This is a genomic window from Jeotgalibacillus proteolyticus (assembly GCF_002926065.1).
Lineage (GTDB): Bacteria > Bacillota > Bacilli > Bacillales > Jeotgalibacillaceae > Jeotgalibacillus > Jeotgalibacillus proteolyticus.
On the sequence record NZ_PREZ01000001.1, the window covers coordinates 434,054 to 446,821 of the forward strand.

Annotated in this window: 13 protein-coding genes and 1 pseudogene; 4 read left to right on the top strand and 10 right to left on the bottom strand. The window is 39.8% G+C overall.

Annotated elements, in window-relative coordinates; all coding sequences use genetic code 11:
* Positions 1-70: 70 nt before the first annotated feature.
* The gene (locus C4B60_RS02240) at positions 71-328 is read right to left on the bottom strand and encodes a YkuJ family protein (RefSeq protein WP_104056296.1); all 258 of its coding nucleotides are present in this window, start codon (positions 326-328) and stop codon (positions 71-73) included.
* Positions 329-709: 381 nt separating this feature from the next.
* Between C4B60_RS02240 and C4B60_RS02245 the strand changes: the two genes are divergently transcribed.
* The gene (locus C4B60_RS02245) at positions 710-955 is read left to right on the top strand and encodes a glutaredoxin family protein (protein ID WP_104056298.1); all 246 of its coding nucleotides are present in this window, start codon (positions 710-712) and stop codon (positions 953-955) included.
* A gap of 38 nt (positions 956-993) precedes the next feature.
* Here C4B60_RS02245 and C4B60_RS02250 read toward each other — a convergent pair whose 3' ends face one another.
* The 3 genes from C4B60_RS02250 to C4B60_RS02260 all read right to left on the bottom strand — a co-directional run bounded on the left by C4B60_RS02250 (position 994) and on the right by C4B60_RS02260 (position 2,390).
* A complete protein-coding gene (locus C4B60_RS02250; RefSeq protein WP_104056300.1) occupies positions 994-1,227 on the bottom strand; it encodes a hypothetical protein in 234 nt (77 codons plus the stop codon).
* 63 nt (positions 1,228-1,290) lie between these two features.
* Positions 1,291-2,058, bottom strand: a complete 768-nt coding sequence (gene fadH / locus C4B60_RS02255; protein WP_104056303.1) for a 2,4-dienoyl-CoA reductase — start codon at positions 2,056-2,058, stop codon at positions 1,291-1,293.
* Between the two features lie 107 nt (positions 2,059-2,165).
* Positions 2,166-2,390 carry a hypothetical protein gene (locus C4B60_RS02260; protein ID WP_104056305.1) on the bottom strand — a complete coding sequence of 75 codons (225 nt, stop codon included), beginning with the start codon at positions 2,388-2,390 and terminating at the stop codon, positions 2,166-2,168.
* Between the two features lie 219 nt (positions 2,391-2,609).
* Between C4B60_RS02260 and C4B60_RS02265 the strand changes: the two genes are divergently transcribed.
* A complete protein-coding gene (locus C4B60_RS02265; RefSeq protein ID WP_104056308.1) occupies positions 2,610-3,053 on the top strand; it encodes a YkyB family protein in 444 nt (147 codons plus the stop codon).
* A 55-nt stretch (positions 3,054-3,108) separates the two neighbouring features.
* Here the strand turns inward: C4B60_RS02265 and C4B60_RS02270 are convergent, their stop codons facing one another.
* The 3 genes from C4B60_RS02270 to corA form a co-directional block, all read right to left on the bottom strand.
* Positions 3,109-3,561: a TlpA family protein disulfide reductase gene (locus C4B60_RS02270; protein ID WP_104056310.1), complete on the bottom strand. Its 453-nt coding sequence runs from the start codon at positions 3,559-3,561 to the stop codon at positions 3,109-3,111.
* A gap of 151 nt (positions 3,562-3,712) precedes the next feature.
* Positions 3,713-5,029 carry an MFS transporter gene (locus C4B60_RS02275; RefSeq protein ID WP_104056312.1) on the bottom strand — a complete coding sequence of 439 codons (1,317 nt, stop codon included), beginning with the start codon at positions 5,027-5,029 and terminating at the stop codon, positions 3,713-3,715.
* Between the two features lie 128 nt (positions 5,030-5,157).
* Positions 5,158-6,156 (bottom strand): magnesium/cobalt transporter CorA, encoded by a 999-nt coding sequence (gene corA / locus C4B60_RS02280; RefSeq protein WP_104056314.1) that lies wholly within the window; start codon positions 6,154-6,156, stop codon positions 5,158-5,160.
* Between the two features lie 155 nt (positions 6,157-6,311).
* Between corA and C4B60_RS02285 the strand changes: the two genes are divergently transcribed.
* A complete protein-coding gene (locus tag C4B60_RS02285; protein WP_104056316.1) occupies positions 6,312-7,460 on the top strand; it encodes an aminotransferase class I/II-fold pyridoxal phosphate-dependent enzyme in 1,149 nt (382 codons plus the stop codon).
* 230 nt (positions 7,461-7,690) lie between these two features.
* Here the strand turns inward: C4B60_RS02285 and C4B60_RS21965 are convergent.
* Both C4B60_RS21965 and C4B60_RS02305 read right to left on the bottom strand, forming a co-directional pair.
* Positions 7,691-9,200, bottom strand: a pseudogene (locus tag C4B60_RS21965) (IS3 family transposase).
* 90 nt (positions 9,201-9,290) lie between these two features.
* On the bottom strand, positions 9,291-10,157 hold the full coding sequence (locus C4B60_RS02305) for an NAD(P)-dependent oxidoreductase (RefSeq protein ID WP_104056325.1): 867 nt from the start codon (positions 10,155-10,157) through the stop codon (positions 9,291-9,293).
* A gap of 106 nt (positions 10,158-10,263) precedes the next feature.
* Between C4B60_RS02305 and C4B60_RS02310 the strand changes: the two genes are divergently transcribed.
* Complete coding sequence (locus tag C4B60_RS02310; protein WP_104056328.1) at positions 10,264-10,920, top strand: GNAT family N-acetyltransferase; 657 nt, start codon at positions 10,264-10,266, stop codon at positions 10,918-10,920.
* Between the two features lie 128 nt (positions 10,921-11,048).
* Here C4B60_RS02310 and ptsP read toward each other — a convergent pair whose 3' ends face one another.
* Positions 11,049-12,767, bottom strand: a complete 1,719-nt coding sequence (gene ptsP / locus C4B60_RS02315; RefSeq protein ID WP_104056329.1) for a phosphoenolpyruvate--protein phosphotransferase — start codon at positions 12,765-12,767, stop codon at positions 11,049-11,051.
* Position 12,768: the final 1 nt, after the last annotated feature.

The window sequence follows — 12,768 nt, forward strand, 5'->3', positions numbered from 1 at the left end:
AAGGATAAGACCGAACCTGAAGACAGCGTGACGACATAAAAAAAAAACAGCCGGTAGCCGGCTGCCATTCTTATCTCTCGTTTTCTTCCTGAAGCAGTTCAAAGATCTCAATAGCTGTCATATCAATATTATCGAAAGGATATTTTTGTGCTTTATTATCCTTATCGTATACTTCAAGCTCGAACGTATCGTTGCCAGAAAAATATTTAACCTGACAAACTCTTCTTCCGTTTACCTCAAAAAATCTTGATTGTACGTCTCCTGAATCATCTTGTTCCTGCAGCGTTTTCAAGCGCTGAATAATGCCCATTAATTGTGATTGTGACATAAGGAATTCTCCCTTCAAATAAATTTATAGCAGAGTTTTTGTATACCTGCTGTCTTCAGAGGTTGTATATTAGTGCGTCTGCTCAGACGATTAAACTCATAGACAATTAATCATCAGCACTCCTGCATTTGTATATAGCCCTGCTCTCAGCTGAACGTCGGGAACAGCTATGTAGTATTTCTTTTCCCCAAATATCCTCTTTACAAAACAAGGTATACTATACCACAACTTCCTATAAGATCATACCGTTTGTTTCTTAAAAAAAGCAGTCTTTATTTACCATTGAATTATTTTTGTGTCTGCATATATTTTGACACAAATCCATTCATACGACAAACTAAGTATAGGTTCAAAATTATTTACAGTCAGGAAGTGAAGGAAATGCATAAGGTGGTTTTGTATACTCAGCCACAATGCCCGCCGTGTGAAATCGTTAAAAAGTTTTTGCAGGCATACGAAATTTCTTTTCAGGAAATAAACATTAAAAAAGACGAAAACTCCAAACAATATATGATTAATAAGCTTCAATCTTATTCTACCCCAACCATAGTTGTGGATAACGACCATGTAATAAGAGGCTTTAACCTTGATGAATTGGCTGCTTGCTTAAAAATTCCGTGTGATTAAAAAAACCGGCAGATAGGGAGCTCCCCTCCTGCCGGCTTTTACGTAATCATGATTAAGTACACCACGTATCCCATAATCAAAATTCCTGCAATAACATAAGTTAAAAAAATCGGGTTCAGGACAATTGAATGCCTTCTTACCGCGCCTGAGACCGACTCATCTCTGCCATCTTCGGTATTTGATTTAAGGTTGGCGATCCTCAAGGTTAAAGCAATTCCTGCAATACCAGTCATGATTAATATGATGATCAACCCTGCATAAAAAGCAGTCATTTTAAACACATCCTTTTTTTATAGGATGTGTTTATTTTTTAAAGATTATTCATCTCAATCAACCTAAAAAGGGAATGAATTCAGGTATTGACCGCCATCCATCGTAATGCATTCTCCATTAATATAAGCTGCATCATCAGAAAACAAAAAGGCAGCTAAAGCAGCTATTTCTTCAGGGGTGCCAAGCCTTTTTAAGGGTACTGACTGAATCGTTCTTTTAGCCGCTTCCTCAGATTCCCAAAGCTTTTCAGCACCTCCTGTTCTTTCAATAGGACCAGGTGCAATCGCGTTTGTCCGAATACCGTACTTATGACCCCATTCTACTGCCAGAGTCCTTGTAAGCGAAAGCACACCAGCTTTTGCAGCTGCAGAATGGGCCACACCCGCACCTGCATCCCATGCATAGGTTGCAACCATATTAATCATACTGCCCTTAATATTATTTTTAATCCAATAGTCCCCAGCGGCCTTAGAACAATAAAAAGTACCGTTTAAAACAATATCAATGACTGACTTCCATCCGTTCGGCGACATTTTTTCAACCGGACAGATAAAATTTCCTGCTGCATTATTAATTAATCCATCCAGTCGCCCAAAATGCTCTACTGCTTTTTCTACCATTCCAACTGCCATTTCGGGCTCTCTGACATCCATCTGAAATATCTCAATTTTTCCGGAGGCATCCTTAGACAATTCTTCCTGTGCTTCCTGCAGTCTGCTTTCATTTCGTCCCGTTATCAAAACGGAATGGCCATCCAAAACAAGCCTCTTAGCCATATATTTCCCCATCCCGCTTGAGCCGCCTGTAATTATGTACACTTTGCTGACCATATTTCTCCCCCTTTTAAATGAATGAATATTCACTCATTAAAGTATACGCTAAATTCTTAAAATAATCAAAGCCCGTAATCCATTAAGATTACGGGCTTTCAGGTTCATTATTGTGAAAAATCCTGTGATAGTGATAAACGCTGATGAAGCTGTGCGATCGCACGTACAATTGTGCGTTTTCGATGGTGGCCCACTGCTGTTACAGAATGACCCTTCAACTCCGCATAAACTCTTCCTTTACTATTCGGTTCTTCAAAACCTTCAGTATATACAATAATTGTCCCATGACTTGCTGGAATACGAAGAATATCTAATTTAATGCCTTTTTTCACGATTAAACTTGCTCCTTTTTCTTTGGCATACTTTTTTCACTACAGTAACCGTATAGCACAGGGAAGTAATTGTCAATACAGAGAACTGGAGGAAAGTCAAACCTCTGTCTGAGCCGTGGAAAAGTTTGATATTATCATTCATATGTAAGGGTCAGCTCTTTTCAAAATGTTCATAAGGGGCTATAATTTAAAAAAATCATACTATAAAGGAATGATGGCATGAATGAACATGACCCTAACCATATAAATATTGCTTCAATTTCTCAGGCAATTTTCACGGTAAATAAACATGCTAAAACGGCATCTGACCCTAAATTCCTGTACCAGCTGAAAAAAGAAGCGTTAAACAAACTGCTGACTGAACGGAAGGCTGAAAAAATTGGGCTTCAATTTTCAAGGAATCCCGGCAATAGCCAACAGCGTTCAGATCTGTTAGTTAAGTGCGGCGATTATTTTTTTCATCTGCCTCCTAAAAAAGAAGACTTCAGCTCTCTCCCCCACTTAGGTGAATTAACTGACTCTTACAGAAATCCTAAAACAAGAATGGGTTTACGCGAAGCGAAAACAATTCTTCAATCCTATACCGGTCTTAGAGGAACCCCTATTAAGCCTGCACAAAAAAGAAGCTATCAAAAGCCGGTATTTAAACGGCTCGGAGAATAACGTCTGCAAACAAAAAATCAGCTGAGTGGGACCCCAGCTGATTTTTTGTTTATGATTATTTCTTTTCTTCTGTTCCTAACACACGATTCAGACGCTTACGAAGCATCTTCATCCCGCTTCCGCCCGCCTGAAAGTGACGGAGCTGACCTTCTTTGTCAAATACATAGTAAGCGGGGACATATTGATTTTCAAACGCTTCAGTTAATTTATGATCACTATCTACATAGACAGGCTGAGAAATATCATGACCAAGTGCAACCTGTTCAATTACGCCAAGGTCCAAATCATCCTCAGAACGAGGCATGTGAACAGCGACTACATTTAAATCATCTTCATATTCATCACGCAATTCATTAATCTCAGGCATAGCCTCCTTGCAAAGGTGGCAGCTCACAGACCAAAAATGGATAAGTGTAGGTTTTTCACCAACGAGTTCATCTCTGCTGACTTCTCCGTTAAACCATTTTGTTGCACCAGTTAACTCTGGCATTTGTGCTCTTAGTTTCATTATCAAAGCCCTCCCTAAGCATTACAAAATAAAAATCCCTCAAGTTTATTAATGAGAGTAATCTTCAACCTCAGATTAAAATAATTATTAAAAAACACAATTTACATTATAGTAATGGCTTCCAGGGTTAGTCAAGTAATTTGCTGAACACTTAGTATGCCCGTTGAGGGGATTTTACTTTAAATAAGATAATCAGACCTATTAATGCCATAACGATTAACGAAGAGATGGCAACTCTGCTTGCAAATTCACCATATTCTCTTAATGTTAGCGTAATGGTTCCATATACTAAAGGTCCTATAATAGAAGAGACCTTACCGGAAAACGCAAACAGTCCAAAAAACTGTCCTCTCTTTTCCTCCGGAGTTAATTCTACGATGAGTGTTCTTGAGGTCACCCACATGGAACCCAGGGCTATGCCAATCAAACTTCCAGCAATCCAAAACATCCACTGAGCAACAGCAGCAGCAGCAATGGTCAGCGCTGTAATAAGGATAATAGCAACAGCAATGATTGCTTTTTTAGATCCGATTTTCTTTGTAATGTATCCGAATATAAAAGAACCGATAATAGCAGCAATTGTAGAGCCTAAATAAAGAATAATAAATTGACCTCCGTTAAAACCTACGACAGCAGTAGCGTAAATAGCCATAATGGCGATAGTCGTTGCGATAGCATCGTTAAGAAAAAAATAAGCAGCCATAAAGGTGAAAATATTTTTGTACTGCCTCATTTCTTTAAATGTAGTATAAATCTCTTTATACCCTGATAAAAAAGACTTTTTCTGCGTTTGCTTCTTAGGAGGATCCTTCAGGAAAAAAAACAATGGAAGCGAGAAGATAAGGTACAAAGCCGCTGTTGGGATAAATGCCTGTTCAGGGCTTCCTTCCTGAACAAACAAATAGACCGACAGCCCGACAACCGTCCCTAAATAGCCCACTGCCACACCATAACCTGAAATAAGTGGAATTTCTTCTTTAGAGCCGAGATCGCTCAGCATCGTATCATAAAATACTAAAGAGGAGTTAAAAAAGAATTTTGCTATTACAAACATGATGACGACTAAAAACAGCACAGCAGGAAGTCCAAACCACTCCTGGTTGTTATTAGCGAGGGCAAACGCACCCATTAAGAAGGTAGCTGCAATCGATATAGCAGTAAACCAGACGATGTAGCTTTTTTTCTGACCCGTCCGGTCGATCCATACCCCATATAAAGGAGAGAACACAACTAAAAAAAAGCTGGCAAGAGCATTAGCATAAGAGATAAATGTACTTGCCACCTGGCTCATTTCTGCATTCGTACCTATAACGGCATCCAAATAAAACGGAAAGAAAATGGTATTAATATTGGAGGAAAAAATAGTATTGGCAAAATCATATAAAGCCCATGATAAGATCGGCAGTGAGAAATAAAGCTGCCAGCCGCTTCTTGGCGGTTGTGTTGCAGTTCGACTGTTTATTGACATAAACTCCCTCCATTCATCTGCTCTACCTATTCCATTAACCCAGTCCATTTCCCTGCTTATTTACACCTTTTTTACATAAGATATTTTTTAATGAAAACAAAAAGAACAGACCCTATCGAAGGATCTGTTCACCGTAAGAAAATACGTCTTCTTCTTTTTTTGTGGGACCGTGAAAATCTAAGCCAGCCGATTTTTCGAAAAACAAGAAACATCACAATCGCAATAAATCCCATCACGCCTAATACTACGAAATACCCGTTTTGAAATTCTAATTCAGGAATATTAATAAAATTCATACCATATAGCCCTGCAATGAAAGTAAGAGGCATAAAAATAGTCGTAATAACCGTCAATGTCATCATAATATTATTCATTTTATCCGAGCTAACGGATATATAATTATCCCGGATATCCGAAGAAAATTCCCTGTAAGACTCCAGCATTTCAACAAGCTTAATTACATGGTCATAAATATCCTGAAAATAAAATTGCTGCTCCTTGTCAAGCGAGATATTAACTGAGTTCAATAGGCGGTATAATACATCCCGTTGAGGAATTAGTGAACGTCTTATCTTCTGCATATCATGCCTTACATCAAATAATCTGTCCATAACATCATATGTAGCGTTCTCGTCGGTCCTTTCTTCTATATTATTCAAATGGTCTTCTATTCCATATACATAAGGGAAATACTCATCCACAATCCGGTCGAGAATTGCATGCATGAATCTAAGTGGAACATGATCTTCTGAGAATAGTCCATTAGCATTAGATTGAAAAACATCTTCCACACTTTGAAGATGTTCATAATGAAAAGTGACGAGCATTTTTTCATTCATAAATAAATTCAGCTTTCTTGCATCATAAGATTTTTTTGCAAGACTATGAATCAACAAAAACAGATAGTCATTATAATCATCCATTTTCGGACGCTGATGGCCTTTTTCCAGGCAGTCTTCTATCGCTAGAGGGTGAAAATGAAAAGTAGTGGAAAACAAATCTTTTTCTTCACTCGTTGGCTCACTAAAATCAGCCCAAAACCACCGAAATTCATGCTGTTTAATTTCCTCAATAGACAAATTACTTCGAAATGTTCCGTCCTGCTGTACACCAATGGCTCTTATCATACTATTCTTCCTTTCAAAAAACTTCTATAATATGATATAGCCTTAATACATTTTTTTAATCCTGACCATTCATTTAGTGACTGGCACCCCGATGACTTTTACAGTGAATAAACTATGATAAACTAGCTTAGTAGCATAAAAAGGAGGTACATTTCTTGAATTCTAAAATTAATCTAAACGTTCAAAACATGCAGATTTCAGGAATCAGACAATTTTTTAACCGGATTCAGCATATAGAGGGAATGATTTCACTTACAATTGGCCAGCCGGATTTCGAGACACCCCTACATATTAAAAGTGCAGCGATACGAGCAATAGAAGAAAATCATACATCCTACACCCATAACGCAGGATACATCGAACTAAGACAAGCAATCAGTACGTATATGAATAAAAAATATAAGCTTGACTATACTCCTGACTCTGAAATTATCGTGACAAATGGGGCTTCCCAGGCAATTGATACTGCCCTGAGAACCATACTGTCCCCAGGAGATGAGGTTATTTTGCCCAGCCCTGTCTATCCCGGATATACTCCGATTATTAATCAATGCGGAGGTTCTCCTGTTTTTATTGATACTACAACTGAAAACTTTAAGCTGAGTGCTTCTTTAATTGAAAAGTCCATTACAGGGAAAACTAAATGTATTGTTCTTCCTTACCCTTCGAACCCAACCGGAGTAAGTCTTACTGGGGAAGAGCTTGAAGAAATAGCCGGGGTTGCATCGGAGCATGACCTCCTGATTATTGCAGATGAAATTTATAGTGAACTGACCTACGGGCGGGACCATTTCTCAATTGGCACCATAGCAAAAGACAGAACCATTGTGATAAACGGGCTTTCAAAATCCCATTCCATGACCGGATGGCGTATTGGTGTCCTCATGGCTCCTGCATGGCTTGCTTCACAATGTCTAAAGGTTCATCAATATAATGTTTCCTGTGCTTCCTCCATCTCACAAATGGCCGCTTTAGAAGCGTTCACTGCAGGAATTGATGATGCTATTCCTATGCGTGAAGCGTATAAAAAAAGAAAGGAATTAACCAGCAGTTATTTAAGAAAACTCGGTTTTAAAACAATTGAACCCGATGGTGCTTTTTATTTTCTGGCAGGAATTCCAATAGAGATAGCTTCTTTTGATTTTGCAGTAGAGCTTGCTGAAAAAGCGGGGGTAGGTGTAATACCGGGTACTGCATTTGATCCGAACGGCGAGGGGTATGTACGAATTTCATACGCCTGCAGCGAAGACCAAATCCATGAGGCATTTAAGCGCATTGAACGTTATTTAAGTGAATCAGATTAATAAATCAAAGAGGGTGGGACCTAACAATAATTTTAGAAACGTGAGGTGAATGGAGCGTAAGGGGGTGACTCCTGCGGGAGGAAGCGGGAGCTTGAGATCCACTTGCGAAGCAAGTTAGCTCAAGCCCCGTCCCGCGGAAAGCATCCCCCTGAAGCCCAATGAACCGGGGAAAGAGGCTGAGACAACATGAACTGCTCCCTCAAGTAGACAGTGGAAATAATAAAAAGGATTCAAGCGGCTTTAGCTCTATATTCCATAGGGCTAAGGCCCTTTATCGCAGTGATGAGCTCCTCATATGTCCTATATTTATGTAAATAATACTTTTCACATTTTACTGTGCCAAAAAAAGACTCCATTGGCGCATTATCAATACACCGTCCAACCCGTGACATACTCTGTGTCATGCCTGCTTCATCGATTTTACGTTTGAACACTTTAGACGTGTATTGGAACCCTCTGTCGCTGTGGATTAGAGGCTGTTCACCCATCAACTGTAAAACAGCCTGATCGAATGTCTTGAAAACGAGGTCATTGTTATTGAAGTGGCCCAGAACATAACTAATGATAGAACCGTCGTAAAGATCACGAATCGCGCTTAGATAGGCCTTTTTTGATTGACCGTATTTAAACTCTGTGACGTCCGTTACCCATTTTTCATTCGGTTTTCGGCAGTGAATTTACGATTTAATACATTCTCAGCCACATGTTGAGGGGAAGAAGGTTTATACTGCTTCTTTTTGATCCGAATAACCGAGCGTAATCCAGCCACTTTCATCAATCGATAGATTCTTTTATGATTCAGGTTCTCTGTAAACTCTTTATTCAGATGCAGGGTCATTTGGCGATAACCAAATATACCGTCCACTTTTTCATAGAGCTCTTCCATCTTTTCGATGATGGCCTGATTCAGCGTTTCGCTTGATGAAGGAGTACGGTTTAGCCATTTATAGTAGGCAGATCGTGCAATACCGGCAATGCCACAAAGTAAACGAATGCTTAGCCTTTCATTGTGGTGTAGCTCTTGAATGGCGATATACTTATCCTCAAATCGGATTTGGCTTATTTTCGCCTCCTTTCGATCTCCTCTAACTTTTTTAAAAACAAATTCTCTGCACGTAACCGTTCATTTTCTTCTTCTAGCTTCTTCATTTGACGGCTGACTATCTCTTCTGGCGTGAGTTCCTCTTCTTGTTTCTTCTTCCCGCGTCGATCCTTCAGCGCTTCCTCCCCACCGTCCTCATACTTCTTCACCCACTGATAAACCTGTTGATACGAAACCTGATGAACCGTCGCTGTTTCCTGATAATTTTTTCCATTCTTCAAGCAATCCAGCGCAATGTCGATCCGTTCCTCCCACGTAGTGTTCCTTTTACTCGTCATAGAGTTCGTCCTCCCTTTTGAGGTATCCTTTAATTCTCTATGATGATTATACTTGTTTATCCATTTCTGAAGTACACCTCTACTGGAGATTTCATATTTTTCGACAATCTCATACTGAGAATGTTTGCCTGAAAGATAATCTAATACAACTGCTTCTTTTAACGCTTTTGAGTAGGGTTTCCAGGTGGTTGAACGCTGTAAGCTTTCCACCCCATAGCGCTCATATTTTTCAATCCATTTTCTTAATGAGATCTCAGTGATATCGTATTGTAGGCAGAACTCGCTTATGGTGCACTCTCTTTTTTCAAAAGCTTCGATAATGTCCTTTTTGAACTCATAAGAATATGTTTTTGTAGACATAAAAAAATTCCCCCAAGGTAAACAGATTTTTATTTTTTAATCTGTCTACCTTAAAGGGAGCTTCTCACATGTGTCCCAGCCTCTTTCAATTTAAGTATAAAAGGTTATTAATGCCTGAGTGCCGCTTCCGTCATGACCCTCCCCTGCGATGTCATCATATAATTCCTTCGCAAGATTAAGACCAGGCAATCTTAAATTCATTTTCTCAGACTCTTCAAGCGCGATTTTAAGATCCTTAATAAAATGGCGAACATAAAACCCCGGCTCATAGTCTCCTTTAAGCATCCTCGGTGCAAGGTTGGAAAGAGACCAGCTTCCGGCAGCCCCTTTTGAGATGCTTTTTAAGACGAGGTCTAGATCCAATCCCGCTTTTTTTGCATAGGCTAATGATTCACACACTCCGATCATGGTAGAGGCAATAACGATTTGATTACTCATTTTTGCATGCTGACCGGAGCCTGCAGGCCCATGATACACAATATTTTCACCAAAATAGCCAAACACCTCTTCTACCTTGTCAAATTCCTCTTTGGACCCTCCTGCCATGATGGATAATGTGCCATTTCTGGCACCGATATCTCCGCCGGATACAGGGGCATCAAGAGCTGTTACATCATGCTCTTTTGCACTGGCTGCAATTTTTTCAGCCAGGCTTGGCGTCGAGGTTGTCAGATCAACAAGAATTGTTCCTTTTTCAGCATTGCTAATCAGGCCATTTTCTCCCAGGTAGACCTCCTCAACATCCTCGGGATATCCCACCATTGTAAAAATCAAGTTGCATGTTTGGGCTATCTCTAAAGGGGAATCAAGCCACTTCGCTCCATGCTCAAGCAGCGACTCTGCCTTAGACTTCGTTCGGGTATAAACATATACCTCAAATGAAGCCTCAAGTAAGTGAGATAGTATCCCTCTCCCCATGACACCAGTTCCAATAAATCCAATTTTATACTCTGCCATTCAAATCCCTCCTCCTTTTTATCTTCCCTTTTTAATTAGAAAATTGCAAACAGTTATACTGCCTGTGATAGGATAATAGATAATAATAACGTCAGAGGTGAAGACTATGAGAAAAGATTTTTTAGCTTATGTAAAAAATGAGCTTAAGCCAATTACAGTAAGAAATTATACAATTGAGGATACTAATAAGCTCATCCATATTCAGCAAAATGCCTTTCCCCCTCCTTTCCCTGAGGAATTATTATGGTCTAAAGAACAAATAGCTGAACATGTAACGCGGTTTCCTGAAGGTGCCTTTTGTGTTGAAGTTGATGGGGCAATGGCAGGATCTATGACAACGCTCCTTGTTGACCTGAAACCTGGTGAACTTCATACATGGGATGAAATAACCAATTCGGGTTTTATTAGAAATCACACTCCTGAAGGGTCCACTCTTTATGTAGTTGACTTATGTGTAGACCCTGATTTCCGGGGTCTTGGGCTTGGGAAGGAGTTAATGAATGCTGCCTATGAAACGGTGGTTAATTTGAATGCGGACCGGCTTGCAGGCGGATGCAGAATACCGGGCTACTATAAATACTCACATGAATTATCTCCAGAAGAATACTATGAAAAATTAAAAAAAGGAAAACTGCGGGATTCAGTTTTTAGTTTTTTAATAGGAGCAGGAAGAGTTCCGGTCGGTCTTTTGCCCGGGTATATAGAGGATAAAGAATCAGCAGACCATGCAGTTCTTATGGAGTGGAAAAACCCGTTTAAATAAAAAAAGGAACCGGATAATGGGGGTTATCCGGTCCAAAAAAGGGAAATCAGAATGAAAAAGTATGCTTGTACTACTACTTATACTTCCCGCATTCTGCGAAATTATTCTCATTTTTTGTAACAGTTGTATTACAAATTAATTGCGTTTTTTACAATAGAAATAACTTCTTCGTTGGTTGAAAGCCCAAGCGCTTCCTGCGCAAGTGATTCCATTTCTGTTTTAGAAAGCTTTGCCAGCTGAGAACGGGCAGGAAGTACAGAAGTTGCACTCATCGAAAATTCATCAAGTCCAAGACCTAAAAGTAGTGGAATTGCGATTTCATCTCCAGCCATTTCACCGCACATACCAGTCCACTTGCCTTCTTTATGTGAAGCATCAATAACCATTTTAACCAGGCGTAAAATGGCAGGATTATACGGCTGATACAAATAAGAAACTCTCTCATTCATCCGGTCAGCTGCCATAGTGTATTGAATTAAGTCATTTGTTCCAATGCTGAAGAAGTCCACTTCTTTGGCGAATTGATCCGCCATGACAGCAGTAGATGGAATTTCAACCATTATTCCAATTTCAATGTCATCAGAAACAGAAACGCCTTCCTGAACGAGCTCTTCTTTTACTTCAAGTAAAAGAGCTTTCGCATTACGGAATTCAGTTAAGGTTGAGATCATCGGGAACATGATTTTCAAGTTGCCATATACACTTGCGCGGAGAAGGGCCCGCAGCTGCACTTTAAATAGATCTGTCTCTTCTAAGCAAAGACGAATCGCTCTAAAGCCCAAAAATGGATTCATTTCATGAGGCAGGTTTAAATAAGGAAGCTCCTTATCTCCACCGATATCGAGCGTTCGCACGACAACCGGCTTTCCTTCCATTCCTTCGAGTACAGCTTTATAGGATTCGAACTGCTCGTCCTCGGTTGGAAGTTCGTTTCTGCCCATATAAAGAAACTCAGTACGGTAAAGACCGATGCCTTCTGCTCCATTATTACGAACTCCTTCTAGATCAGCAGGAGTTCCAATATTTGCAGCCAGCTCTACATGCTGTCCATCACTCGTTACAGTTTCTTCATTTACAAGCTTTGCCCACTCAGCTTTTTGCTCAGCAAATCCAGCCTGTTCCTTTTTATATTGCTCAATAACTTCCTCTGTAGGGTTTACATGTACTTCACCGTTCAATCCATCTACAATGACTAAATCGCCGTTTTCAATTTCAACTGTTGCTTCCTTAGTTCCAACAACAGCAGGAATTTCCATCGAGCGGGCCATGATTGCTGAATGGGAAGTACGTCCGCCAATATTCGTTGTGAATCCCTTCACATATTGACGATTTAACTGGGCCGTGTCTGATGGAGTCAAATCCTCGGCAATAATGATTACTTCTTCAGAAATCATGCTTGGATTAATAATTTTCACACCTAAAAGATGAGAAAGCACACGCTTGGTTACATCACGGATATCAGCTGCTCTTTCCTTCATGTATTCATTATCCATTTGTTCAAACATGGTAATAAACATATCCGCTGTTTCTTTCAAAGCAGCTTCAGCATTTACTGATTCCAGCTTAATTTTATCTTCGATCGGACCTGTTAATTCCGGATCGCTCAAAACAAGAAGATGTGCTTCAAAGATCGCAGCCTTGTCTTCACCAAGGTCTACCTTGGCGCGATCCCGAATTGCTTCCAGCTCTGAACGTGAAACTGACAGCGCTTCCTGAAAGCGTTCAACTTCCATTCCGGAATTTTCTACTTTTGTCTCTTCAAAAGACAAATCCGGCTCTACAAGCCGGTAAGCCTTAGCAATTGCAATGCCGCTTGACGCTGCAATTCCTTTTAAAATAGAAGACATT